General features: G+C 38.1%; 23 protein-coding genes and 1 other RNA gene. 18 read left to right on the top strand and 6 right to left on the bottom strand.

Features of this window, described 5'->3' with window-relative positions; all coding sequences use genetic code 11:
- Positions 1 to 93 precede the first annotated feature (93 nt).
- From pnp to OLW01_RS03275, 5 genes are all read left to right on the top strand, one after another.
- On the top strand, positions 94 to 2,208 hold the full coding sequence (gene pnp, locus OLW01_RS03255; RefSeq protein ID WP_268075186.1) for a polyribonucleotide nucleotidyltransferase: 2,115 nt from the start codon (positions 94 to 96) through the stop codon (positions 2,206 to 2,208).
- Positions 2,209 to 2,380: 172 nt separating this feature from the next.
- Positions 2,381 to 3,262 carry a lipoprotein NlpI gene (gene nlpI, locus OLW01_RS03260; protein WP_268075187.1) on the top strand — a complete coding sequence of 294 codons (882 nt, stop codon included), beginning with the start codon at positions 2,381 to 2,383 and terminating at the stop codon, positions 3,260 to 3,262.
- The gene (locus OLW01_RS03265) at positions 3,246 to 4,655 is read left to right on the top strand and encodes a hypothetical protein (RefSeq protein ID WP_268075188.1); all 1,410 of its coding nucleotides are present in this window, start codon (positions 3,246 to 3,248) and stop codon (positions 4,653 to 4,655) included. The genes nlpI and OLW01_RS03265 overlap by 17 nt, the downstream gene beginning before the upstream one ends.
- A gap of 44 nt (positions 4,656 to 4,699) precedes the next feature.
- Positions 4,700 to 5,017 (top strand): ComEA family DNA-binding protein, encoded by a 318-nt coding sequence (locus tag OLW01_RS03270; protein ID WP_268075189.1) that lies wholly within the window; start codon positions 4,700 to 4,702, stop codon positions 5,015 to 5,017.
- Positions 5,018 to 5,178: 161 nt separating this feature from the next.
- On the top strand, positions 5,179 to 6,132 hold the full coding sequence (locus OLW01_RS03275) for a hypothetical protein (RefSeq protein WP_268075190.1): 954 nt from the start codon (positions 5,179 to 5,181) through the stop codon (positions 6,130 to 6,132).
- Between the two features lie 384 nt (positions 6,133 to 6,516).
- On the opposite strand, the gene ilvC is transcribed toward OLW01_RS03275, so the two are convergent.
- Positions 6,517 to 8,007, bottom strand: a complete 1,491-nt coding sequence (ilvC, locus tag OLW01_RS03280) for a ketol-acid reductoisomerase (protein ID WP_268075191.1) — start codon at positions 8,005 to 8,007, stop codon at positions 6,517 to 6,519.
- A 270-nt stretch (positions 8,008 to 8,277) separates the two neighbouring features.
- Here ilvC and ilvY point away from each other — a divergent pair, with 270 nt between their 5' ends.
- The 8 genes from ilvY (at position 8,278) to OLW01_RS03320 (ending at position 17,961) form a co-directional block, all read left to right on the top strand.
- Positions 8,278 to 9,165, top strand: a complete 888-nt coding sequence (ilvY, locus tag OLW01_RS03285) for an HTH-type transcriptional activator IlvY (RefSeq protein WP_268075192.1) — start codon at positions 8,278 to 8,280, stop codon at positions 9,163 to 9,165.
- Between the two features lie 52 nt (positions 9,166 to 9,217).
- Positions 9,218 to 10,651: a protein adenylyltransferase SelO gene (locus OLW01_RS03290; protein WP_268075193.1), complete on the top strand. Its 1,434-nt coding sequence runs from the start codon at positions 9,218 to 9,220 to the stop codon at positions 10,649 to 10,651.
- On the top strand, positions 10,639 to 11,076 hold the full coding sequence (locus tag OLW01_RS03295; protein WP_268075194.1) for a hypothetical protein: 438 nt from the start codon (positions 10,639 to 10,641) through the stop codon (positions 11,074 to 11,076). The genes OLW01_RS03290 and OLW01_RS03295 overlap by 13 nt, the downstream gene beginning before the upstream one ends.
- A 43-nt stretch (positions 11,077 to 11,119) precedes the next feature.
- Positions 11,120 to 14,098 (top strand): EAL domain-containing protein, encoded by a 2,979-nt coding sequence (locus OLW01_RS03300; RefSeq protein ID WP_268075195.1) that lies wholly within the window; start codon positions 11,120 to 11,122, stop codon positions 14,096 to 14,098.
- Positions 14,085 to 14,867: a thermonuclease family protein gene (locus OLW01_RS03305; RefSeq protein WP_268075196.1), complete on the top strand. Its 783-nt coding sequence runs from the start codon at positions 14,085 to 14,087 to the stop codon at positions 14,865 to 14,867. Before OLW01_RS03300 ends, OLW01_RS03305 begins: the two co-directional genes overlap by 14 nt.
- 91 nt (positions 14,868 to 14,958) lie before the next feature.
- Complete coding sequence (locus OLW01_RS03310) at positions 14,959 to 16,200, top strand: malic enzyme-like NAD(P)-binding protein (RefSeq protein WP_268075197.1); 1,242 nt, start codon at positions 14,959 to 14,961, stop codon at positions 16,198 to 16,200.
- A gap of 182 nt (positions 16,201 to 16,382) precedes the next feature.
- Positions 16,383 to 17,297, top strand: a complete 915-nt coding sequence (locus OLW01_RS03315; protein ID WP_268075198.1) for a D-hexose-6-phosphate mutarotase — start codon at positions 16,383 to 16,385, stop codon at positions 17,295 to 17,297.
- 10 nt (positions 17,298 to 17,307) lie between these two features.
- Positions 17,308 to 17,961: an HAD family hydrolase gene (locus OLW01_RS03320; RefSeq protein WP_268075199.1), complete on the top strand. Its 654-nt coding sequence runs from the start codon at positions 17,308 to 17,310 to the stop codon at positions 17,959 to 17,961.
- Between the two features lie 26 nt (positions 17,962 to 17,987).
- On the opposite strand, the gene OLW01_RS03325 is transcribed toward OLW01_RS03320, so the two are convergent.
- Positions 17,988 to 19,163, bottom strand: coding sequence for a multidrug effflux MFS transporter (locus OLW01_RS03325; RefSeq protein ID WP_268075200.1), 1,176 nt, complete (start codon positions 19,161 to 19,163; stop codon positions 17,988 to 17,990).
- 97 nt (positions 19,164 to 19,260) lie between these two features.
- Between OLW01_RS03325 and OLW01_RS03330 the strand changes: the two genes are divergently transcribed.
- From OLW01_RS03330 to OLW01_RS03345, 4 genes are all read left to right on the top strand, one after another.
- A complete protein-coding gene (locus OLW01_RS03330) occupies positions 19,261 to 19,770 on the top strand; it encodes a MarR family winged helix-turn-helix transcriptional regulator (protein ID WP_268075201.1) in 510 nt (169 codons plus the stop codon).
- Positions 19,771 to 20,245: 475 nt separating this feature from the next.
- Complete coding sequence (locus tag OLW01_RS03335) at positions 20,246 to 20,389, top strand: hypothetical protein (RefSeq protein ID WP_268075202.1); 144 nt, start codon at positions 20,246 to 20,248, stop codon at positions 20,387 to 20,389.
- Positions 20,390 to 20,542: 153 nt separating this feature from the next.
- On the top strand, positions 20,543 to 20,674 hold the full coding sequence (locus OLW01_RS03340) for a hypothetical protein (RefSeq protein WP_268075203.1): 132 nt from the start codon (positions 20,543 to 20,545) through the stop codon (positions 20,672 to 20,674).
- Positions 20,675 to 20,737: 63 nt separating this feature from the next.
- Positions 20,738 to 21,337 carry a hypothetical protein gene (locus OLW01_RS03345; RefSeq protein WP_268075204.1) on the top strand — a complete coding sequence of 200 codons (600 nt, stop codon included), beginning with the start codon at positions 20,738 to 20,740 and terminating at the stop codon, positions 21,335 to 21,337.
- Positions 21,338 to 21,883: 546 nt separating this feature from the next.
- On the opposite strand, the gene ffs is transcribed toward OLW01_RS03345, so the two are convergent.
- Positions 21,884 to 21,980, bottom strand: an RNA gene (gene ffs, locus OLW01_RS03350) — signal recognition particle sRNA small type.
- A 205-nt stretch (positions 21,981 to 22,185) separates the two neighbouring features.
- Here ffs and aroA point away from each other — a divergent pair.
- Entirely contained in the window at positions 22,186 to 23,472 is a 1,287-nt protein-coding gene (aroA, locus tag OLW01_RS03355; RefSeq protein WP_268075205.1) for a 3-phosphoshikimate 1-carboxyvinyltransferase, read from the top strand.
- A 131-nt stretch (positions 23,473 to 23,603) separates the two neighbouring features.
- Here aroA and OLW01_RS03360 read toward each other — a convergent pair whose 3' ends face one another.
- The 3 genes from OLW01_RS03360 to OLW01_RS03370 all read right to left on the bottom strand — a co-directional run bounded on the left by OLW01_RS03360 (position 23,604) and on the right by OLW01_RS03370 (position 26,928).
- On the bottom strand, positions 23,604 to 24,257 hold the full coding sequence (locus OLW01_RS03360; protein WP_268075206.1) for an RluA family pseudouridine synthase: 654 nt from the start codon (positions 24,255 to 24,257) through the stop codon (positions 23,604 to 23,606).
- A 572-nt stretch (positions 24,258 to 24,829) separates the two neighbouring features.
- On the bottom strand, positions 24,830 to 26,140 hold the full coding sequence (locus tag OLW01_RS03365; protein ID WP_268075207.1) for a di-heme-cytochrome C peroxidase: 1,311 nt from the start codon (positions 26,138 to 26,140) through the stop codon (positions 24,830 to 24,832).
- Positions 26,141 to 26,169: 29 nt separating this feature from the next.
- Positions 26,170 to 26,928, bottom strand: coding sequence for a di-heme-cytochrome C peroxidase (locus OLW01_RS03370; protein ID WP_268075208.1), 759 nt, complete (start codon positions 26,926 to 26,928; stop codon positions 26,170 to 26,172).
- Between the last annotated feature and the right edge of the window lie 7 nt (positions 26,929 to 26,935).

Raw genomic sequence — 26,935 nt, forward strand, 5'->3', positions numbered from 1 at the left:
CTGCACAACATCTGTACTTATTTGCTAAATTGTTCCGTATAATTAGCTCGAAATTAAAGACAAATTGCAAAGTAAGCGTAAAGGAAATTTATAGTGACTCCAATAACTAAATCGTTTCAATATGGTCAACATGAGATCAAATTAGAAACAGGCGTAGTAGCAAGACAAGCAACAGCTGCTGTAATGGCAAGTATGGACGACACAACTGTATTAGTCAGTGTTGTGGCAAAAAAAGAAGCAGAGCCAGGTCGTGATTTTTTCCCGTTAACGGTTAATTACCAAGAAAAAACTTATGCTGCAGGTAAAATCCCTGGTGGTTTCTTTAAACGTGAAGGTCGTCCAAGTGAAGGCGAAACATTAACCGCACGTTTAATCGACCGTCCAGTTAGACCTTTATTTCCAAAAGACTTTACTAATGATGTACAAATCGTAGTAACTGTAATGTCTGCAAATCCTGAAATCTCAGCTGATATCGTATCTTTAGTGGGTGTTTCGGCGGCTTTATCAATTGCAGGTATTCCATTCCAAGGCCCAATCGGCGCAGCTCGCGTTGGTTATAAAGACGGCCAATATATGCTAAACCCATTAACCAGTGAATTAGCAACTTCAGACTTAGACTTAGTGGTTGCGGGTACTGAAAATGCAGTACTTATGGTTGAATCTGAAGCCGCGATTTTATCTGAAGATACTATGCTTGGCGCTGTTATGTATGGCCATGAGCAAATGCAAACTGTTGTTAAAAATATCAACGAATTTGCAGCTGAAGTGAATACACCAAAAATGGATTGGCAACCCGATCCGGTTGATAGCGTTTTAGTTGAAAAAGTATCAGGTTTAGCACAAGCAGGCTTTAACGATGCTTATCAAATCGCAGATAAAGGCGAGCGTAAAAACGCAGTTAATGCTTTAAAAGATAAAGTATTAGCAGAGTTAGTATCAGAAAATGAAGAAATCGATACCGATTTAGCCGGTGATATTTTAAGTTCAGTTGAGAAAAAAGTAGTTCGTAGCCGAATTATCTCAGGTGAACCACGTATTGATGGTCGTGACCCTACAATGGTTCGCGCACTTGACGTTCGCACTGGCGTTTTACCAAGAACTCATGGTTCTGCATTGTTCACCCGTGGTGAAACTCAAGCAATTGTAGTGGCTACTTTAGGTACAGAGCGTGATGCACAAAATGTTGAAAGCTTAACGGGCGATAAAACAGATCGTTTCTTATTCCACTACAACTTCCCTCCATACTGTGTTGGTGAAACGGGTATGGTTGGTTCACCTAAGCGTCGTGAAATTGGTCATGGTCGTTTAGCTAAGCGTGGTGTTGCTGCCGTTATGCCTGATGCCACAGAATTTCCGTATACAGTCCGTATCGTATCTGAAATTACTGAGTCAAACGGTTCAAGTTCAATGGCTTCTGTTTGTGGTTCATCATTAGCGTTAATGGATGCTGGTGTTCCAATTAAAGCGTCTGTTGCTGGTATTGCAATGGGCTTAGTTAAAGAAGATGAAAACTTTGTGGTACTTTCTGACATTTTAGGTGATGAAGATCACTTAGGTGATATGGACTTTAAAGTAGCAGGTTCTACCGAAGGTATTACCGCACTTCAAATGGATATCAAAATTGAAGGTATCACCAAAGAAATTATGCAAATTGCATTAAACCAAGCGAAAGCTGCACGTTTACATATCTTAAACGTAATGGATGATGCAATTGGTGGACACAGAGAAGAAGTTTCTGAATTTGCACCACGCATTTATACTATCAAAATCAGCCAAGATAAAATTCGTGATGTGATCGGTAAAGGTGGCGCAACGATTCGTCAGTTAACTGAAGAAACAGGCACAACGATCGAAATTGAAGAAGATGGTACGGTTAAAATTGCAGCAACAGGCAAAGATAAAGCTGATGCGGCAATCGACCGAATTAAAACCATTACAGCTGAGGTTGAAGTAGGTGCAATTTATGACGGTAAAGTCATGCGTTGTGTTGATTTTGGTGCTTTTGTTGAAATTTTACCAGGTAAAGAAGGTCTGGTTCATATTTCTCAAATCGCTGAAGAGCGCGTTAATGCGGTGTCTGATTACTTATCTCAAGGCCAGCAAGTTAAAGTTAAAGTACTAGAAATTGACCGTCAAGGTCGTGTACGTTTAACAATGAAAGGCTTAGAAGAAAAGCCAGCTGAAGCTGCAGAAGCTCAACCAGAATAAACTCGTTTACAGACTTGTTTATAACCTAAAGGGAAGCTATTAGCTTCCCTTTATTGTTTCTAGTTGTCTCGAGTTAAGGTTAGCTAATCTTTTTTACACGATTAGCATGAGTTTTGTATCTGATCCTAAACTCTGGCACACTCATAAAATTATAACTTGGATGGGTTGGTTTATGTCAATTTTAACAAAAGTAGCAATTTGGCCGTTGTTAACTGGGGTTTTGTTAGCGGGCTGCGCAAACCAGTCAATCCAAACAACACCCGATTTAAATAAAATAAAGCCAGTTACGCATACACTTAAACAACAAGTTACGATTAAACGTTTATCGGATTTATTAAGTGACCCTGCATTTAATCAAATTGACAGAGCCGAAATCTACTTTCAGCGAGGGGTGTTATACGATGCGATTGGGTTATCACACCTTGCATATTTTGATTGGTTATATGCCCTTGAGCTGAAACCTGATTTAGCTGATGCTTATAATATGATAGGCATTTATTATTTGCGCCAACAAGAATTTAGTCGCTCATATGAATCATTTGATTCAGTTATCGAATTAGATTCGTCACATCAATTTGCTTATTTTAACCGTGCGATTGCCTTATATTATGGCGGTCGAGCGAAACTAGCTGAAATGGATTTTGAAAGCTTTTACCAGTTTGACCAAACCGATGGGTTTAGAGTGTTGTGGTGGTATTTTGCTAAACAAAGTTATGATCCTCAGGCTGCTAAAAAGCAATTAGCAACTCAGACTAAAGCATTAGATACCAATAGCTGGAGTGCTCAAATAGTGCGCTATATCCAAGGTGAATTATCTGAAGCTGAGTTATTGAATCAAGCAGAGCAATATGCAGCAGAAGGCACACAAAGTATTAACCAAAATTTGTGCGAAGCGTATTTTTATATTGGCAAAAAATTGAAGTTAAAGGGACAAAAGCAAGCAGCAAAAACGTATTTTAAAGCTGTTTTGTCAACTCAAGTTTATGAATTTATTGAATACAGGTATGCTCAGCTTGAACTAGAAATGCTAACTGTCGATGTTGATAAAAGCTAAATTTTTTTTACCTTTCGTTATTGGTTTGGCCAGCGTATTAGCTGGCTCGGCTTATTGGTATTTTAGCTTAGGCTTTTATCCCACTATTGATAAAATTACCACCAGAGCAAACAGCGGACTATTACAGTTAACGGCTGCCGAAATAGACTGGTACAACAATTTATCCCCTCATGAGCAGCGTAATTTTCATCAACAACTCAAACAACAAACTAACTGGCAAGCGGTTACTCAACTAAACATTCCTCAAACTATGGCGCAAGACTGGGCCAATCAACAGCATTTAATCAGCCAGTGGTATTTATCAAACCACAGCGAATCTTCGTTTGAGCGTCATTATTGGCTTAAAAAGCTAGCAAACAATCACAAAGCAGATCATTATGCCGCTAAAGCCTCATTTAAATTAGCACAAATGAATCAGCAATCGGCCCCACTAGTGGCAGATACTTGGTATAAAAAAGCTTTATCATTAAATCAAGATGCTAATTTTAAATTTGAGTATGCTAAATTTCTCATTGAACAAGGTGAACCAGAATCTCAATGGGCTTATTTAATTAACAATAACCCGTTAGCACAAAACTACACTCAAACCGAATTAGTCACTTACAAGTATGATTTTACTCAGGTTTTGAAAGCATTAAACAGTAAAGTCCACCCAGCTAATTATGACACTCATGCTTTAATTAAATGCCGCAAACCCATTCAGTTACTTGCCAGCAATTATCAGCAGTTACAAAAGATTCAATATAGCTTACAAACACTACTTGACCTTGATTTTTTTGCGGAGTCTAGCTTTTGTATTAGTGGTCATCATTGGTCGAAAAATATACCCACGAAAACACCAGAAATTAATGATAAGCGACTTCAAACCACACATTGGTTGATTGAATCACCAAACCTAACAAGAGCCTATCGGCAAGGGCAATTTATTTTTATGCCGCGTGAACTTAATACCCAAGTACTAGGGCATGAGTTAGCACATTGGCTAGGGCTAGAAGATGAATATTTACTAAATGAAGATAAAGCCCGCCAAAGGTGTGCATTAAATGTTGACCAATTTGGCAAAAAATTGGGCCATAATTTGGTCGTAATAAAACCAAGTTATTACTTTAAATCGAAAAAAAAATTGCTAGGCTGGATGGAGCAAACTGTACCTTGGTTTGATTATATAGAGCAAAAAGATAACTGGATCGTTAAAGAGCAAGCCGGTTATCGTATTCAATATCAACGAATTGGAAGTGCAATTGGGTTTTACCCAGTACCAACATGTAATAACCTTGATCTCATTTCGTTAAAACCTATCAGCAAAAATACCTTTATGCAAAACCATGAGTATTATATTCCAAATCTATATAAAAAAATAATTCTTCATAGTGGCGACATTACAGACCATTGACTAAGGTTGAATTTAACTAATAAATGGAGCGAAGGATAAAGGATATGAAACGTTTAATACTCTCAATTGCATTACTTACTAGCTTAAATTCAATTCAATTTAATGCCCTTGCAAACGAAACCTCATCGAACAGCACGGAAGTTGTCCAAACCGAAGACAAAAAAGCCAAAATCAACATAAATGACGCGACATTGGCTCAGTTAACGGCCGTTCCTGGTTTAGGTAAATCTAAGGCGCAAGCTATCATTAAATACCGTGAAATACATGGAAATATTACAGATGAAAAGCAACTTAAATCAATTAAAGGGATAGGGAAAAAAACTTTAGCCAAAATAGTTAAAAAATTTGAATTAGGTCAATAAACTCGTTTGCGGTTTTTATAATAAACGATACAATGGACAGTGAAAATTAAAGTGGCATGGTCGTCACAAAAAAGACACTTGCAAATTTAGCAAAACTGTTTTTAAATCAGGCTAAGTTTAAAAAATCCTTTCAGATCTCAAAATACAAGGAAGCTGAAAAAATGAAATTAACGTTTAAGCACACTGCTTTATCACTAGCCCTAGCGGGTTCATTTGCATTAACTGGTTGTAACTTTATTGGCGACGGCGATGCAGTTTTTACTGATCCTACTATGACAGTCGCTTTTGATGGTGCTGCTATTAAAGGTCCTTTAGCCGGAGCAACTGTTTCTGCATATTTAAAATCAGACACTAATCGTTCAAATGACTTATTAGCTGATCAAGACATCCAAACAGATGCAAACGGTGAATACGATTTCACTTTAGACGTGAGTGGCGATGTTGTTATTGTTGTAACTGCTGATAGTGATACAACTATGGTATGTGATGCACCTTCAGGCTGTGGTAGTGTAGCATACGAAGATGAAGTTCAAGCGACAGATCTTACTGGTGTAAGCTTGTCATCAGTGGCATATGTATCTTCAGGCCAATCCGTATCTTCAACGCCTGTTAATACATTAACGACATTAGCAGCTGAAATTGCAAAAGACGTTCCTAATGCAACTAAAGCACAATTACAAAAAATTGTTTTAGATTTAGTGGGTTTAACGGAAGAAGAGCAAGATGGCATTGATATTTTCTCTTTAAAATTAGTTGACGGTACAGATGTAGCTTCGCAATCAAACGCTGTTGTTAAAAAGCTTTCTGCTTTTAACGCTGCTTTAGCTCGTGTTGATACTAACTCAGGCGAAACAACTTTATCGAATAAACTAACGGCTATGGCTAACTCTGTAAAAGCAGTTGCCGCTGCAAATAAAGACAATATTGCTGAATTACAAGCTTTATTAGATGAAGTTGCGTCTTATGTGAAAACTGCCCAAGAAGAAGCTCAAGAATTAGATGAAGATCTTGAATATGAAGATCCAGCTATTGAATTAGAAGATGGTGGTGAATTAACCAGCACAGGTACAGGCACTGGCACTGGTTCTGGTTCAAATTCTGGTGGTATTAACTAAGATTAGTTTTTAACTAAACTTTAGTAGTTTAACAAAATCAAAAATCCTCGCTTTGCGGGGATTTTTTGTATCTGGATTTTAAAAATCGACATTGCATTTCAAGCTTAGTTAACTCACCTCTATTTAACTTAAACCCAAGTCAGCTTGATTCAAGCTATTTCCAGTCACCTCAATTCACGACCGCTGCTTAAATCAAAAAATTAAACCGTATTGCCATAAAAAACAAAAAACTAAAAGGAAGGCAGTTGGCTAGTTGCAACCACTCCACAGTTATAAGCTCAATCATCGCTTTTTATTTAAAAATCTTAGGAGAGTCGTTAACTGTCAGGCATAAAAAAACCCAGCGCAGGCTGGGTTTTTTAGTTGTAATAATTAGCGACTAATTTAGATAGAAGCTTTATCTACAATCGCTTTCATATCAGTCATATAGCCACGTAACTCTTGACCAACCCATTCAACCGGATGGTTGCGGATTTCGTCATTTACGCGTACTAATAGTGCGTTATCAACTGTATTTGATTCAGGCGCAACATACTGACCAATAAAGGCTGTGTCTAAGTCTTTAACAAAATCAGTTAATAATGGCACGGCTGCGTGAGCAAATAAGTAACAACCATATTCAGCAGTATCAGAGATAACAACATTCATCTCGTATAATTTCTTACGAGCGATGGTGTTAGCAATTAACGGCGTTTCATGTAATGACTCATAATAAGCAGACTCTTCGATGATGCCTGATTCCGTCATTGCTTCGAATGCTAATTCAACACCGGCTTTAACCATAGCAACAAAGAAAATGTTGTTATCAAAGTATTCTTGTTCATCGATAGGTGCATCTTGAGCGGTTGATTTTTCAAATGCAGTTTCAGCTGTTTCTGAACGCCATTTTAATAAGTTAACGTCATCATTTGCCCAATCTTCCATCATGGTTTTTGAGAAGTGACCTGTGATGATGTCATCCATATGCTTGTAGAATAAAGGACGTAAAATATCTTTTAATTCGCCAGCTAACGCAAAACATTCAATTTTTGCAGGGTTAGACAAACGATCCATCATACCTGTGATGCCGCCATATTTAAGCGCTTCAGTAATCGTTTCCCAACCGTATTGGATTAATTTAGAGGCATAACCAGGTTCAACACCTTCGGCAACCATTTTGTCATACCCTAAAATAGCACCTGTTTGTAACATACCACAAAGAATGGTTTGCTCGCCCATTAAGTCAGACTTAACTTCAGCAACAAAAGACGACTCTAAAACACCAGCACGATCGCCGCCAGTAGCTGAAGCGTAAGCTTTAGCCCACTCTAAACCATGGCCTTGCGGATCGTTTGCAGGGTGTACTGCGATTAATGTAGGTACACCAAAACCACGCTTATATTCTTCACGTACTTCTGAACCTGGGCATTTAGGTGCACACATAATAACCGTAATATCATCACGAACTTGCATGCCTTCTTCAACAATGTTGAAACCGTGTGAGTAAGCTAAAGTTGAACCTTGCTTCATTAATGGCATAACAGCACCCACAACAGCGGTATGCTGTTTATCAGGTGTTAAGTTACAAACTAAATCAGCTGAAGGAATTAATTCTTCGTATGTACCAACGGTAAAACCGTTGTCTGAAGCATTTTTCCATGAAGCACGTTTTTCAGTAATGGCAGCTTCACGTAAAGCGTATGATACGTCTAAACCAGAATCGCGCATGTTTAAACCTTGGTTTAAACCTTGAGCACCACAACCAACGATAACGACTTTTTTGCCTTTTAATGCATTACAACCGTCAGCAAACTCGCTGCGTTCCATAAAGCGACAACGACCTAACTGGTCTAATTGCTCACGTAAAGTAAGCGTATTGAAATAATTACTAGCCATGATTAATCCTTAGCTGATTGATATAAAAGAAAATTGTTTCGGTATATTCATAGACTTGCTTTCGCATAAAATAGTCTAAACCAAGTCAGTGACAGTTTACTGACAAGCCGAATGGCGCATACTTTACCGCATTACAAATGTTGCTTAAAGTGATATATTTAAAAAACAGTATTTCAGTTTGTGAAATACTGTTTTTTAAATATGCGACTGATAAAAGCTTGATTTAAGTTAATCAGCAAACCACTAAACTTTGGTCAAAACGGGTGCCTCTTGGAATTAAAATCACTACGTTGTTTTATTCATTTAACTGAAACTTTGCACTTTGCGCGAACCGCAGAGGCAATGCATACCAGCGCACCAACATTAAGCCGAATGATTAAAAAGTTAGAAGATGAAACGGGTTGTGTATTACTTGAACGTGATAATCGCAGCGTGGTGTTAACAGAGGCCGGTATTCAATTTTTAGCCTTCGCACGGCAAACGCTTGATGCTTGGCACGGGTTTAAACAACAAACTCAAACTTCGGGTAAAGAGCTAAAAGGCCAGCTTAAAGTATTTTGCTCAGTGACTGCCTGCTATTCACATATCCCGCCTATTTTAACGCGGCTAAGCCAAGCTTACCCAAAAATTGAGATTTTGTTAGAAACAGGGGCGGCCTCTTTGGCTATGCGTAAAATAGAAGAGGGTTCAGTTGATATTGCGTTATCGGCACGACCCGAACATTTAGCCAATAATATGGCATTTCATACCATAGATAATATTCCCTTTTCATTAATAGGCCCTAATTTTGATTGCGACACCTCAAATAAAATAAAACAAACAGATACTGACTGGCAAAGTATTCCATTTATTATGGCGGATGCCGGTTTAACACGAAGCCGAAGTGATAAATGGTTTCGCTCGCATCATCTAAAACCTAATATTTATGCCACGGTCACAGGTCACGAAGCGATTGTTTCTATGGTGGCTTTGGGTTGCGGAATAGGGCTTGCGCCTGATATTGTGATTGAAAACAGTCCCGTTCGTGAAAAGGTCAAAAAACTAGAAGCCGGTACCGATATAGAGCCCTTTGAATTAGGGGTGTGCTGTTTACAAAAACACCTAGTAGAACCTTTAGTCAACGCATTTTGGCAAGAAGCTGTCATCGAAAATACTTAACCGTTTTGAGTATATGTCGCAAATTGAAAGTTATAAAGTTAATAAGGTTAGTATGCAATTTAATAATCGTTATGCCAAGCAAATGGCAGGTCATTACGCTGAACAACCACCTATGGGGTTAAGCCAGCCACAGCTAGTTTGTTATAATGATGAGCTGGCCAATTTTTTAGGCTTAGATAATCAGCTCATTAGTAAAGATGATTTTTTACAAGTGTTTAGTGGCAATAAGTTGATAGAGGGTATGCAGCCGCTTGCTCAAAAATATACAGGACACCAGTTTGGTCAATACAATCCTTTGCTAGGAGATGGCCGCGGATTATTATTAGGCGAAGCGATAGCCAGTGACGGGTTAACTTGGGATTTGCATTTAAAAGGCGCAGGCCCAACACCTTATTCCAGAGGTGCTGATGGGCGAGCCGTTTTACGCTCATCTATTCGTGAATTTTTAGCCAGCGAAGCAATGTATCATTTAGGTATTCCAACCAGTCGGGCTCTCGCCTTAACGGTGGGTGATAACCCGGTTTATCGCGAAACCCAAGAGCAAGCTGCTATGTTAACCCGCGTGTGTCGCTCGCATATTCGTTTTGGTCATTTCGAATATTTATTTCATACCAAACAAGGTGACGCGTTAAAGCAGTTGGTTGATTTTACAATTGAACAGTATTTTCCAGGTTGCTTAAACGCAGACAAACCTATATTGGCATTTTTTGAGCAAGTGATTAAGGATACGGCCAACTTGATAGCAAAATGGCAATCGGTTGGATTTTGTCATGGTGTGATGAACTCAGATAATATGTCTATTTTAGGGTTAACGTTTGATTATGGTCCTTATGCTTTTTTAGATGCTTATCAAGAAGATTTTATTTGTAATCATTCTGACCACACAGGCCGTTATGCATTTAATCGCCAGCCGAGTATCGCTTTATGGAATTTAAACTGTTTAGCTCATGCATTATCAGAGCTGTTATCTATCGACGAGTTACGCGCTGCTTTACAGCAATACGAACCTCAATTTATAAAATATTATAGCCAAAACATGCAGGCAAAATTGGGATTAACACAATTTGAATCGTCAGATAAAACTTTATTAGGCCAACTGCTAGATTTAATGCAAGTAGAACAACTAGATTTTACCAATACCTTTAGATTATTATCAGAGTCGCCAGAGCAAGAAAAACTATTGGCTTGGTTTGGTGCCACAGAACAAAGCACTGAGTGGGTTAATGCGTATCTACACAGAGTTACTCAACAAGATTTACCACAAGCTGAACGTTTAACTCAAATGCAGCAAGTTAACCCCAAATACGTATTGCGAAATTATTTAGCGCAAAATGTGATTGAAGCCGCCGAAAAAGGCGACTTTACGCCAGTTAATGAGTTATACCAAGTATTAAAACAACCATTTATCAGCCAAAGCGGCAAAGCAGATTACGCACAAACCCCGCCACAATGGGCTAAAGAGTTAGCAATATCATGCAGCAGTTAATCCAACTAGACTTTTCACCCGTTGCGCCAGCTCAGTTTCAGCTGGCGCAATTAATCGCAACTCAGGACACACCCAATGCCGTTATTTGTCACTTTACGCATTGGCCGCAGTGGAGCCAGTGTCAGCAGGCTTTAGAGCAATGGTTGATTGAATCTGGATTTAAAATACAGGAAGTAATTTTAGGTGCAGATCGCATTACTTGGCGGGTTTGCTTGTTGCAAGAAGACTTTTATTTTCATTTTGAAGATTTATCTGAATCTACTTGGTTTGAAAGTGATTGCTTTGATTCAGATGACTTTGAAATAGATCCGTTACAAGCAGGCCAGCTAAAAGCTATGAATGTTAAATTAAGTGAAAAAAAGGTTAACGCTTTATCAGTTTTTAGCGTGTGGTTACTAGATTATTTTAACCAAAAGCAGGTATAGTAAATGACTAAACATAAGCTTGAGCGGTTAGGCTACTATAAAAATGGTAAATAAAATAAACAGCGGTGTGCTTATATTTTTATGGATGATATTTATTGGGCTTATTCACCCAATAAAAACAGCCGTAGCGGCAACTAATCCTGCTGAAAAACCATTTATTCATAAACACAACTCAGTAGTTGACCTAAATAACGTATTGAACGGCGCTCAAAACTCGCTAACCTTGGGTACTTATATTCAATATACAGAAGCTAAAAATCCGCTCACTATTGAACAATTAGTAAATGGCGATTTAAATCTTAATTGGCAAAATACCGAGCGTTCAACCCTAGCGCTACCTAGAACACCAAACCCTTATTGGCTTAATTTTACGTTGCTTAATTCACAAAAGCAGTCAACACAAGTTTATTTATATTTAGATTATGCGTTGCTTGAACAAATCGAGGTTTACCAATATAACTCAGCCACTAAAGCACTCACTACAATAGCCACTAGTGGCGTGAATCAAGCTTATTATCAACGTAGCTTTGTCCATCGAGCCTTTGTTTTTCCCTTAAACATAAGTGCTAATACTCAAGCGCAAATTTTTATAAAAATGAAAAGCGAAAGCTTTTTTTTATTACCGCTGCGTTTATATACCCAACAAGGTTTTATTGAAAAAGAGCAGCAATTTAATTTAGCTTTTGGTATCGCGCTGGGCATTTTAGCGGTCATTATCGCGCTGTCTGTTTTTGTGGCCGTAACTTACCAACAAACCAGTTTTATTTATTATGCCTGTTACAGTGTTAGCTTTTTTGTTTTTTATAGCGCGCTAAAAGGATTTGCGCTGGAATATTTGTGGCCTGATCAAGCTTATTTAAGTCAACCCATTAGCTTTTTTGCCTTAATTGTTGGCTTAGGTTTTCTTAATTTATTTAGCATTAGCTTTTTAGGGTTAAAAAATAGGGCCTACTGGCTTTATACCACGTTATTTGCTGTCTCATGTGGGTGTTTTGTTTTCAGTTTTGTAAGCTTGTTTTTACCGCATTATTATCGAATATCACTGGCGATCAGTATATTTATGCTCAGCTGTATTTTAATGCTCATTGCGGGGCTAATCAGTGTAAATAAAATGATGGCGAGTAAAGGCTATTTATTCTGCTTTGGGCTTATGAATGGCGCTGCGTGTTTATTTGTGGTTAGTCGATTTGGTTGGGTTAACTATAGTTTGATGACCGAATATAGTTTAATTGGCTCACAATTTTTAGCATTTTTTGTGTTATTTACTGTGTTAACAGAACGCATTAAACAATCACGAAGAGAAACACTTTCCGCTCAACTTGATGCAATGCATCATTATCAGCAGTTTTATAATATTTATCAATATGCAGTTGAAGGGCACTTTACCACTACTGTAGATGGTAAAATTTTGCACGCAAACAAAGCATTCTGTGAATTAATAGGTTATTCAAGCTTGCAAGATTTATTAGCTCAGCATACCAGCATAACTGATTTTTATGTTGATTTAGCCGTGCGAAAAAATCTAGTTGAAAACGCCCAAGATAAAGGGAGCGTTTTGCATTTTGAAGCCCAGTGGCAAACAAAAGATAAACAAACAATTTGGGTTTCATTGTGCTTAAGGTACCAAAATGATGCGGATGAAGGCGGTATTTTAATAGGTTCAGCAATAGACATTAGTTCTAAAAAGAAAGCAGATGCGCGGCTTGAATTTATTGCTAAGCATGATTCGCTTACAGGGCTATTAAATCGTCTTGCTTTTGAAAATTTGGTTACCGAAGTGATAAAGCGCAGCCAAACTAAACAAATATTACATACCTTACTTTACATGGACTTAGACCAATTTAAGTTAGTCAATGACACGTGTGGACATAAAGCGGGTGACGCCATGCTTAAACAGCTCACGAGTGAACTAAAAATGGTACTGGATAAAAAAGGTCAAATTGCTCGTTTAGGCGGCGACGAATTTGGTGTATTAATTCCAAATAAAATTGATGAACAAGCCCTGCTTATTGCCAACGATCTAAAACAAGCGGTACAAGATTTTAGGTTTTTATGGGGGGAACAAGTATTTACATTGGGCGTTAGCATAGGAATGATGACCCTAGGTAAAAGTATAGATAATTTTGAAGATGCACTCAGTATTGCAGACACCGCCTGTTATGCCGCAAAAGATAAAGGGCGTAACCGCATTCACGCATATTCGCTTACAGATAAAGATGTAAACAACCGCCATGACGAAATGCATCAAGTTGGCGAAATCAAACAAGCACTAGAACAAAACCGCTTTTGTTTATACGCACAAACTATTTTATCAATTCAAACAAGGGCTAAATTAAAACACTACGAAGTATTATTAAGAATGATAGATAAAAACGGTCAAATTGTCCCGCCAGGGCTGTTTTTACCCGCAGCCGAGCGCTATGGTTTAATGCCTAAAATTGATCGCTGGGTGATTAATCATTATTTTAAATGGCTCAATGAGCACCCTGAGCAACTTGAACAACTTGGGCAATGCGCCATTAACTTATCAGGTCCTTCATTAGCTGATGAAGACATGCAAACCTTTATATTAGACTGTTTTGAACGTTATCAAATTCCATTTAATAAAGTATGTTTTGAAATTACAGAATCTATGGCGATTCAACAATTAGATGAAACACTTGAGTTTATTGCAGTATTTAAAAAGCTAGGATGTATTTTTGCATTGGATGATTTTGGCAGTGGTTTTTCATCTTACGGGTATCTTAAAAACTTACCAGTTAATAACGTAAAAATTGATGGAGGATTTGTCAAAGACATGCTTCAAGATCCTATTGACAAAGCCATGGTAACGTCTATCAACGAAGTTGCGAAAGCAATAGGGATGGGCACAGTAGCCGAATATGTTGAATCAAAAGATATTTTAATTGAGCTACAAAATATTGGCGTTAATTACGCGCAAGGTTATGCTATTGCAAAACCTAAACCTTTATCTGCTATGCTCACTAAAAATAAAAAGTTGGAAACCGTTGAAAGCACTTAATTTTTGTATTTTATTATGTAGCCTATTGTTTAGCTATTACTCAGCTGCTAACGAACAGTGCAGTGTGTTGGCTTATCATAGCCAAGCTCAAGTTGATAAAGTGGTTGATGGTGACACCGTTAAACTAACCTCTGGTCAATTGGTGCGATTAATTGGTATTGATACACCTGAAATTAACCATAAAAATAAAACAAAATCTGAGCCGTTAGCATTGCAAGCGAAACAATATTTAACTGAATTAATTGGGAAAAATAAAAAAATTAATCTAGTGTTAGATAATGAGTTAGTTGATTCTTACAATCGAATGTTAGCGCACGTGTTTAACCATAAAGATGAAAATGTGCAGCAAAAATTAGTCAATAAAGGCTACGCAGATGCATGGGTATATGGCAGTAATAGCTTGTTTTGGCAATGCTACCGCCAAGCGGAATTAAGCGCTAGAGTCAATAAATTGGGTATTTGGCAATATCCAAAATGGCAACCCAAACGAGCCAAAACAGTGGCAAAAAGCCAAGCCTATCAACACGAATGGGTAGGGCAATTAAATCGAGTTTTTAATAAAGATCAGGTCTTGTGGTTCGTGTTAGATGAAAGATTATATGTTGGCATTCGCCAGCAAGACTTATATCAGTCATTTAAAACCATAGATTTCACAAGACTCATTGGCCAGGATATCCATATCCAAGCCAGTGTTTTTTATAAAGACAAACATTGGCGAGCTTATTTAAGTAAACCTTGGCAGTTAACGTTAGGAACGCAATTAAATTAACACTGTGTTGACCTTAATGCGGTATCAAAGTGTCAATCTACACATTCGTTATTAGGCTATTCAATAGCGTCACGAAAATAGGAAAGATTATATGACAGATTTTCGTCAACAAGCTTTAGATTATCACGCAAAACCTCGACCCGGAAAAATTAGTGTAGAGTTAAGTAAACCCGCCGAAACCATCAAAGATTTATCGTTGGCATACAGCCCAGGCGTGGCCGAGCCAGTCAGAGAGATAGCCGCTAATCCAGAAGAGGCCTACAAATATACCGCTAAAGGCAATTTAGTTGCGGTTATTACAAATGGTACCGCAATTTTAGGGTTAGGCAATTTGGGCCCATTAGCTTCAAAACCGGTAATGGAAGGCAAAGCATTATTATTTAAACGATTTGCAGACTTAGATGCCATCGATATTGAAGTAAAACACAGAACAACAGAAGAGTTTATTAATACGGTTTCAAGTATTGCAGACACATTTGGCGGCATCAATTTAGAAGATATTAAAGCACCAGAGTGTTTTGAAATTGAACAAGCATTGATTGAGCGCTGCAGCGTGCCGGTATTTCACGACGACCAACACGGCACCGCCATTGTTACGGCAGCTGCCATGTTAAATGCGCTTGAAGTTCAAGGTAAAGCTATATCTGACGTCATTATTGTTTGTATGGGCGCAGGTGCCGCGGCCGTTGCTTGTATGGAGCTGTTAATTCAAGTGGGCGCACAGCGCGAACGCATTTATATGTTAGATCGAAAAGGGGTTATTCATACCCGTCGTGAAGATTTAGCAGAGCATAAAAAATTGTTTGCCAATAATACCGACCGGCGAACCCTAGAAGATGCGCTTTCATGCGCAGATGTATTTGTTGGAGTGTCTGGCCCTGATGTACTGCCGCCTGAAGCATTAAAATTAATGAACCCAAATCCTGTTGTGTTTGCTTGCTCTAATCCAGATCCTGAAATCAAACCAGAGTTGGCACTAGCAGCGCGCAAAGATATTATCATGGCAACTGGCCGCAGTGACTACCCAAATCAAGTGAATAATGTATTGTGTTTTCCTTTTATTTTTCGGGGAGCTTTAGATGTTCGAGCGACTGAAATAAATAATGAGATGAAAGTAGCCGCGGTACATGCGATTCGTGAACTCGCAAAAGAAACTGTGCCAGAAAGCGTGTTAACCGCCAGCGGTGTTGGGCATTTAAGTTTTGGCAAAGATTATATTATTCCTAAACCCATGGACCCTAGATTATTACAGCGAGTGGCTCGCGCTGTTGCGGTGGCAGCGGTTGAATCAGGTGCAGCACAAGTTGAATTACCCGAGCATTACATGCTTTAAATTTAGTACTTGTAAGCACCGTAAATGTGGTTGAAAGCAACGAGAGCTTAGCACCTAAGCTCTCTAAGTTTACAATTTTTAAGTTAGCAAATTTGAATGTAAAACGTTTTCCTTGTTCATTTATCCATCTACGATTAAAATAGAGGCTTTAAAATTGACGTAAGTAGTTGGAGTAGTAGTCAATGTCTTCATTTGAAACCTTATTAGGTACGTTAGAATCTATGCAGAATGTTCGTTTAAGCACCGCTAAAGAACACTATGGCGCGCAACATCAAGCTTTGCCGTTAGTCATAGTTGAAACTGAACTTTGCGATGCCGTAATTGCTATACAAGGCGCTCATGTTATTGAGTTTACCCCTAAGCAACAATCGCCTTTATTGTGGGTGAGCCCAAAAGTAGAATATAAATCGGGTAAAGCGATTCGTGGCGGTGTTCCTGTTTGTTTTCCTTGGTTTGGTGAAAATCAATTAGATAAAAGCCAACCTAGCCATGGCTTTGTAAGAAACAGAGATTGGCAGCTAAGCAGCGCCATTGCCCAAGCTAACGGTGATATAGAACTAACCTTAAGTTTTTCAAGTGATGATTCAACATACGCATTGTATCCATATCATTTTAAAGCAACCTATAAAATTACTTTAGGTCGAAAGTTAAAGTTAGCATTAACTGTTGATAATGAATCAGAAAAAACCATGCCAGTCAGCTTTGCGTTGCACAGCTATCATCCGGTAAAAGATTTAGCTCAAACTCAAATTGAAGGCTTACACTGGACTAGCTTTTTAGATAACACTCAATCTTACCAAGCTCATATTCAACAAGGGCCGGTCGAATTTAAAGGCGAAGTTGATCGTATTTATCTAAACGTTCCAAACGACCAAGTGATTAAAACCGAACCTAAGATTAAATTATCAAGCCAAACTTGTAATAGCGCTGTGGTATGGAATCCAGGCTTTGATAAAGCAGATTCAATGGGTGATTTAGGGGGCGAACACTATCAAGAATTTGTTTGTGTTGAGCGCGGTAATGCGTTTTCTGACAGCTGGTATTTAGCTGCGAACGAAACAAAAACAGCTGAATTAGAAATTTCTCATACTATTTAACGAGTTGCCTATGTTGACTGCTTTATTAATTGATCATGACGGCACGCTTGTTAATTCGGAGCCTTGCCAACACCAAATTTGGCAAGCAATTTTAGCTGAGTACGGAGTCGATTTTTCGTTTGAAGCCTTTATCCCACGGATCGGCATTCCGGGCGATGTTACGGCTGAATATTTAATTAAACAATATAAATTGCCAGTTTCGGCTACTGAATTAGCGTTAGTGAAAGAGCAGCGCACTAACGATTTTTTATTAAATCAGCCTTTTCCATTAATGCCGGGCATGGTTGAATTATTAAATTGGGCAGTTAAGCAAAAGCTAAAAATAGCCATAGTATCAGGCGCAGAGCGAAGCAGTGTTTTACGAAGTTTGGCTTTGCATGAAATTGATGATGTGGTTGATTTAGTGGTTGCGGGTAACGATGTAAAAAATAGCAAACCCGCGCCAGATGCTTATTTATCAGCTGTAGAGCAACTTAAATTAAACCCTGAACAAGCAATAGCCATTGAAGATTCTGAAAGTGGTATTCAATCAGCAAAATCAGCAGGTTTAACCTGCTGGGCGATTAAGCATGATTTTACCCAAGTAGAAAAACTAAAACAGGCCAATCAGGTATTTGAGCACCACCTACATATTTTACGTCAGCTCGCTAAGCTAACAAAATAAACAAGGGTTCATTATTTAAAGCAATGCTATTTTACAAGTTGCGTTTTGCCTAAATAATGAATCGCAAACATTGAAAACCCAGCACAAAATGCAATAGTAATACTGACTGGCCACAAAGTTTGATTATAAAAATAACTGACAACTGCACTAATAATAGCGCCAGAGGCATATTGAATAAAACCAAAAGTGGCCGATGCAGCTCCTGAATTATTTGGAAAATAATTTAAAAAACAAGCTTGTGCATTAGGTCCAATTCCACTAATTGCGCCAACCGACAGCGCAAATCCTATGATAGAAAAAGCAACTTGATGTGGAAAAAGGGTAGCCCCTGTTAATAAGATAAGTGCCCCTGTTATTTGCATTGCAAAAAATACTTTCAATAACGTATCAGGTTCAAACTTATTTAACAAAAAGCTGTTTAATCTATTATTGAAAATGATAACGACAACATTAACCGAAAATACCATCGAAAACTGACTGGATGTTAATTTAAAATATTCCATATAAATTAACGGGGAGTTAGCCAAAAAAATCATTAAAACCGAATAACCAAAAGCCTGAGCAAGCACATATTTATAAGCTTGCGGGTGGCTTAATATTTGTTTAAATGACATTTTTTGTAAGCTTTTGGCGTTATCTTTTCTCGGTTTTTTGAGTATCAATTTAGTGGCAAGTGCAGTCATGGCCGAAAAAAACGCTAAAAAGATAAAAATGCCGTGCCAATCGGTAAATTTTAAAATACCCGCCCCAATGCTAGGTGCAATGGCAGGTGCTAACATCATTAGTAAAGCAATAAACGACAAAAGCTTAGCTGCCTGAGCACCCGATACATGATCTCGAATAATAGCAGGCACACACACAGCAGAAATACCACCGCCCAAAGCTTGAATTAAACGATATAGCCAAAGCAGCTCAACATTTTGCGCCGTAATTAATAAACAAGATGCGAACGAAAATATAAGTAAACCGATTAACATAAGCCGACGACGACCATACTTATCAGATAAAGGCCCACCTATTAATTGCCCAAATGCCAACCCCATTACATATAAACTCACTGTCATGCTGACAAGCTCAGCCTGTGTATTTAAATCATCTGCAATTAAGGTAACGGCAGGTAAATAAGTATCAATGGCGAGCGGCGATAACGCAAAAATACAAGCAAGCAGTATGGTTAATTTTAGAGGGATTGGGTTTGGCATTCATGGCTCCAGTTATCTTACCGGAAAGATAATATTTGGTATTTATCTTTCTGGCAAGGTAAACTGAAAATGAGCTTATATTAGATTGGAAACTTTTATGTACAACAAACGTGAAACTATGACTCACTTCATCACCAACATTCAAAAAAACTGGCCAGAAATTAACTCACACTTTAACCCTGAGTTAGTTAAAATCCATCGTTTGCAAGAATACTTACAACAAGACATCGCCAATGTATTAGTTGAATATAAGCTACAACAAGCCGATTTTAGTGTACTAGCTGCACTACGGCGAAGTGGTAAGCCTTACTGTTTAACACCAACTGAATTGATTCAGTCAATGTTGTTTAGTTCGGGTGGGTTAACAAAAGTATTGCATAGAATTAGTACGAAAGGGTTTATTGAACGCTTGGATAACCCACAAGATAGGCGCAGCAAATGGGTACAATTAACACCTGCCGGAAAAGTTTTAGTTGAAAAAATTATGCCTGAAATACAGCAATTAGAAGCCAGTCACAACGCATTGACCCCAGCTGAAAAGCAACAACTAAACGAGCTACTAAATAAAATGTTGTTAAACTGGGAAACGCCAACTCGAGCAGAGTAATATTAAAGCGGGTTGACGATTAATGTGCAAATTTTTTTAACACTTAAAAAACCAATAACTGCTCTTGCGGTATCTTTATTTCCACTATTCATAGTGCGCCATGCCTAAAAATATGGGGATTACCGAGCCACCCAGTGGTCAATAGGTAATAATGATCTTTTAGGCAACTTTTCGGTTGTCGAATCCAAGTTAATCAGCAAAACAATCTACTTCGTATGTCATTATGGCTGTCAGGTCACCATCGTCTACAACAAACCCATATATAGGCTCTCTTAGAGCGGTTTTACCACAAGCTTGTTTTCGTATTAATCCATTAAAACCCACGTAGATTGAATCGAACGAAGTGAATCTCAACAAATTAGTCAATCCTGCCAAAATGTTGGGTGCGCCTCTGGCTTAGCCAACCTACCTCATATACAAAATTTGAGTCGCGTTAATGTCTGCTTATCACCAGCCATGTTGAGGTAAGCATAGCGTGACAAATTCAATTCAAAAAATCAGCAAAGCAAAACCAAAGCCATACAAAGTAGTGCATTGGCCATGCACTAAATGCAAATTAGGCGAGTTAAAGCTGTATTACCAAGCCCGAAAGTTAACAGAGCCAGTATTAACTGGCTAAAGCTTTTAGGGTAATAAAGCCTATAAAAAACAAAACCCATTAGGTTAGGTAAAGCCTTGTTGAGCCTATAAAAATAAAGTTGCAATAAGTATGCTAATTGGCTTAAATTACCGTTAATTCAACGCGCAAACTCAAGTTAAATGGATTGATAAAATGCAAATCACAAGGAATGAATTTGGTATATCGACTCAGCTTGAAAAAGCAAATGTCTCTAGCATAAACCATACAACAGCGTTGTTTGCCCGTTCAAAAAATGATTTATTCACACAAACTAGGTGTGCATGAATACTGAAGTGTTTTATGTGATTTACAAAGTTTTGCAGTAATTCTATAAAGTGAGGATGTTTTATGTTTAAAGAAGTTGATGGAGAAATTAAACAAACAAGAGCATCTAATATTGATAAGCTTTTAAAAGTACTTGTTAGCCAAGAGTTTGAAAGAGCAGAGTATTTTAAACTTCAGTATCAAAAATATAATGGTCAAATACCAATTCAAGAGTGTGATAAATGGAATAATAGTTATTTAATTTGTCAAACTTTCACAGCAATGATTCTTGAAGCGTTTTACTATGATTATTTATTCGAAAAAGAGTCTAAAGATAGAGCAGATAAGAAATGTAAGCAACCATTGGCTCGCTTTGTCTATTTAGCTAAAACATATTTGAATCAGCCAGAAATTGAAAAAAGCGATCTATACTTCAAATTAGAAGCACTTAACAAACTCCGAAGGCACTGGGTTCATCATAAAAGCACTAAACTTGGAAAATACTCAAATCCAGAACAGTTTTTTAGCCCAAGCGAGTGTATTAGCTTAATAATCGAGGTTTTATCGATTTTTGAAAAATACGATGACACTTATATACTTTCATCAATTATTAGAGAGTCTCTAATCTCAGTACAAGAGGACGTAGAAAACAACATAAATTCGATTAAAATTAATACCACGTAAAACATATAAGCCACCCAGCGGTCAATAGGTAATAATGATCTTTTAGGCAACTTTTCGGTTGTCGAATCCAAGTTAATCAGCAAAACAATCTACTTCGTATGTCATTATGGCTGTCAGGTCACCATCGTCTACAACAAACCCATATATAGGCTCTCTTAGAGCGGTTTTACCACAAGCTTGTTTTCGTATTAATCCATTAAAACCCACGTAGATTGAATCGAACGAAGTGAATCTCAACAAATTAGTCAATCCTGCCAAAATGTTGGGTGCGCCTCTGGCTTAGCCAACCTACCTCATATACAAAATTTGAGTCGCGTTAATGTCTGCTTATCACCAGCCAGCCGACATTAAATAACAAATGCTTGAACTTCCGATTTTAGCACCTAACAGTCGCTATTTTATATTGAGTTTGCGTTTCTGCTAAAATGTAATAAATTTAGATATAAGATAAATATAATATCAGCCACAAAGCGTTTTTATAAAATGATACTTGTAATTTTTCAGGGGATGATTGGATCAACAAAAAATAAAAATTGAGGGTGGTGGCCGAGCCAGCTACACCCCGGCACATGAGTCATTCGCTGTGGCTGCTCCCTTCCGGGCCTGACCAAATTCACAAACTATCATTGCGGGGGAACCAACAAGGCCACCATAATGTGAAGCCCGCATTATCCATATTAAGCGGCGCTGATCAAGTGCTATTTGGAATTCTTTGCTTATATTTAAATTAACTGCTTAAAAACTCACCTAAATTGAGTTATTTAGTGTGATTTGCTTGTGCAATATGCGCGCGCTCACGTTATAATTGCTCGCATTTTTATCCTGTATCATATTTTAAGAGTGCCTCCATGCAAAGCATTACAATTCAACCTATTTCACATGTTAGTGGCGAAGTGACCATTCCCGGCTCTAAAAGTTTATCAAACCGAATTTTATTATTAGCCGCGTTAGCCAAAGGTGAAACTCATATTACTAATTTGCTCGACAGTGAAGATATTAGCCACATGCTAAACGGGCTTAAGTTATTAGGCGTCGATTATCAGTTATCAGCCGATAAAAGTGAATGTAAGGTTCAAGGGTTAGCTGGTGCAATTAAATATAATGGCAGCGCCGAATTATTTTTAGGTAATGCAGGTACGGCGATGCGCCCGCTAGCGGCGGCTTTATGTTTGGGTGAAGGTGAATTTACGTTAACCGGTGAGCCAAGAATGTTTGAACGCCCCATTGGTCACTTAGTTGATGCACTCAGACAAGTTGGTGCTGATATTGAATACTTAAAAGATACAGATTACCCACCGCTTAAAATTCAGGCCAGTGGTTTGCAAGGTGGACAGGTTGAAATTGATGGCAGTATCTCGAGCCAATTTTTGACCGCGTTGTTAATGGCGGCGCCTTTGGCGCAAGGTGATATGGAAATTAAGGTAAAAGGTGAGTTAGTTTCAAAACCTTATATTGAAATTACCTTGCATCTAATGAAGCAATTTGGCATTGACGTTGAAAATAACAATTATCAAACGTTTAAAGTTAAAGGTAATCAAACTTATCAATCACCCGGTCGAGTTTTAGTTGAAGGCGACGCATCTTCTGCTTCTTACTTTTTAGCTGCTGCGGCCATTAAAGGCGGTACGATTAAGGTTAATGGCGTAGGTTTAAAAAGTGTGCAGGGTGATGCTAAATTTGCAGAAGTGCTTGAACAAATGGGCGCGCAGGTTGAATGGGGCGATGAGTACATTCAAGTGACTAAACAAGGCCCTTTACAAGCGGTTGATGTTGATTTAAATCATATCCCAGATGCTGCAATGACAATTGCCACCGCTGCTTTATTTGCGAAAGGGACTACGGCAATTCGTAATATTTATAATTGGCGAGTAAAAGAAACCGACCGTTTGTATGCAATGGCAACTGAGTTAAGAAAAGTAGGCGCAACGGTTGAAGAAGGTAAAGATTATATTGTTATTGAGCCGCCAACTGAAATCACAACCGCTGCGATTGATACTTATAATGATCACCGAATTGCAATGTGTTTCTCGTTAGCGGCCATGGGCGCTAACCCTATGATTATTAATGATCCTAAGTGTACGGCTAAAACCTTCCCTAATTATTTTGAGTTGTTTGAGTCTGTTGTACAGCGTTAAACTCAGTTTTAATAAAAAATAAAAAGAAAAGCCAAGCGATGCAAACCGCTTGGCTTTTTTGTTTAACTTATCTTAATGCGTCACTTTATTTGTATTTTAAGGTTACACTTAATCTTGTTATGCCTTTATTTTTAAAAGTTAGCAGGGCAGTGAAACTCGATTAATTGATTTGTCTCTGGGTGGGTAATTTGTAAATGCATGGCATGTAAACATAATCTGTCACTGGCATTTTTAATTGATTTTGGCGCATAGAAATTATCACCTAAAATAGCATGTCCTAAAGTTAACAAATGAACTCTCAGTTGATGAGTGCGGCCGGTAACAGGCTTGAGTTCAATTAAACTCGATGCAGGATGAATTTGTAAAACACGATAATGAGTGAGTGCTTTTTTTCCTGAATCTAACGCCACTTTTTGTAACGGCACCCGCGTTTTATCGGCGATTAACGGCCAGTCCATTATGCCGCTTAACGGTTGTGGTGTGCCTGCGACCTCGGCTAAATAAGTTTTTTGAGTTTGTCTGGCTTCAAATTGTTTTTTGAGGTGAATTTCGGCTGCTTTGGTTTTTGCAAATAGCAATATGCCTGATGTTTCGCAGTCTAACCTGTGAACTAAAAAAACTTGGGGAAATTGTTTTTGTAATCGGGTTAGTGCGCAATCTTGAGTTTCGGGTGCACGACCGGGGTTAGACAACAAACCAGAGGGTTTATTAATAACCAGTAAGGCATCGTCTTGGTAGATTATTTGTAATGGCGCTTGGGGCGGTTTATAAATAAATTTTTGCATAATTAGGGGTTAACTAACCTGAATTGTTGAATCACAAATTGATTTTTAATGGCTGTTTTATCTTAATACTTAGTTAAACCGGTATTCAAACTGATATTAAAACAAGCTATTCCACCAACCGATTAAACTTTACTTAAAGCCTATAAATTCAATGTATTCGTTAACGTGTTAGCAAACGCGTGTGAATTTTTATCTTATTTTTTAGTTATAAATTACTAATAAAAATAAACGCCTGCAAGCTTTTAGGTTAACTATGGCATGGACTTAAGCAGAACGGTTAATGATACAGTAGCTAATTGCATTTTAAAAATTGAATTAGTAAAAACGAATGTCGATATTTTGACCGAATGTTGAATATTGATGCTTTTAATTGTTATTGGTTGATTAATTTAGACACAATACCCTAAATTGGTTTGAACCAAGTTATTCAATTTTTTAGGTCAATTTAAAAATTTTATAATAATAACCCGCAAGGGACTATATGTGTTCTCCTAAGTGTACCCCTCAAGTTTGTGCGGCTTGAGGGGATTTTTTTGTCTGGTGTTACCTGGTGTTAAGAAGGGGTAGCTTGTTTATAGTGTTTTCATGTATTCAACTAATTGCCATCTTTGCGGATCGCTTAGCTGCGTTGTCGCGTAATTGTGTCCGGCATTACTATTGGCGACTTTGTCGGTTTTAAATTCAAAACCTAAATAACCGCTGCTAATAAAACCTACTTTTTTGGGATCATAATATCGGCTACCCACGGTAAATTGATTTGGCCTGCATTGGGTTTGTATATCGTTATCCGCTTCACATTTAGGCAGTAGTAAATCGTATAAACTGGGCACTGAACCATTATGTAAATAAGGAGCCGTTGCCCAAATACCATTGAGTGGCCGAGCTTTATAAGCCAGTAAAGATGCATACGGATTTTGGGTTGTATCAGGCTGATAGTCGCCGCGTTTCACACTGCTTTTTATGGTGTTATCAAATGCGGTAACCATTAAGTTGTAAATCCAGTTAAAAAAGCGGGTTGGGGCCCATTTATCTGGGTCTGGTGTGGCAACAACATTTTTGGTGGCTGAGGTTAATATACTGGCAACGGCGGCTTCTTCTTGAATCAATATATTGCCCACGTCGGTAGATAAATAAATGCCTTCTAAGATGCCACTTTTACCTTGGTAAGTTGCACCATTTAACGCCATTTTCCGGTCGGTTTTTATATTATCGAGTTGGGTCATTTGCGCGACAATTTTGCGTGATGGGTTGTCGCGTTCAATGTTTTGATGACAGCTTTGGCAATGTTGGTTAAATAATTTTTTACCGAGTTTTGCTTTTTGCTGATCAATTTTAGGTAAAACGGTTTCCGGCCACTTTGGTGAGGTAAGTTCCGCTAACTGAGATTCTAATAAACGTAAATTATCCACATCAATAGAAGAGCGAAAGTTAATTAATTTACCATTTTCGTTTTGTTTTGACTGGCCGCCAATCCAAGTTGCCAAACTAGAACGATCGGTTTCTTGCCAGTCTAATGTGGCGAATACGCCCATGACTTCACCTGAATTTCGGCCAATGGCCCCTACGCCTGAATTGGCCGCTATGCCATTCCACTGTACATAATCATGCTGCGCGATATCCCATAAGAATGGATATGAAACAGGTGCATCTGGTTGATTAAATAGGGCTTGTTTAAGCGTTTTGAGTTTGGCCAGGTCTTGAGGTAATTGATTATTGTGAGCCGTTAAGTGAAAAGTTGAAACTAATTTATCAAATAGGTGCACCATGTCGGTAGAGCTAATTAATTGCTGAGCTAACTGTTGCTTTAATTGTGCTGCCATCTCGGCGTCAAAGCTTTGCTCAATGACAGCTGTGAGTTGCTTTTTGTTGATAACGTGCTGCAATACGCGGTTATAAATACGTCCAAACGCATCTAACCTAGCGTATCCGTATGAGTGTCGCTGGTATTAATATAATTGTATAAGCTGATTTGTAGCTGGTAAAAAGCTAAATCTTTAACGATAGCGGTTTTGTTATCATAATTAATATCTAGCGCTAATACGCGCTCAACAAAGCGTTGTTGTTTTTCAGCTGAATTTAAAGTCATGGATAACGCAACTTCTAACTCGCGCATAAAACCATCCATGTTAGCCATAGCAGGCCCGCCATCAATTCTAATTGCGGTGTCTTGATAAACGATTTGGCTGGTATGACAGGCGGCGCAGGTAAACCCTAAATAGCTTTTATTTTGGTATTCATCTTTCACCATTCCTAATGGGAGAGCATCTGGGTTTAATTTGGTTTTTTGTTGGGGAATATATCTAAATTGATCAATATGTTGGTTGTCGCGAAAAAGAGATTGAGAGTTGGACTGCTCTAAACTTAAGAAAAAGTCATAAGGTAATAAATCTGACCCTTGAGTGGCATTGTAGTACCACATGCTTTGCGCTGGCGACCAACCTTGCCAATTTTTACTTGTTTCCCAATTTTTAAAATCTGGGCTTGGATATATTTTTTGATAGTTATCTAAAAACTGACTGTTGTTAACTATATCTGCGCCGCGGTATTCGTTATTGTCTTTAAATCTTTGGTAGTGTTTAATTTTGGCTGAAATGGCAATTACAATCGCTAAAATAATTAAGCCAATGGCTAGCCATTTTGTTAGCTTGCCCAGCTTTGAAAGGGTATGCATACTAACT

Origin of the sequence: Catenovulum adriaticum (genome assembly GCF_026725475.1) — a bacterium.
GTDB lineage: Bacteria > Pseudomonadota > Gammaproteobacteria > Enterobacterales > Alteromonadaceae > Catenovulum > Catenovulum adriaticum.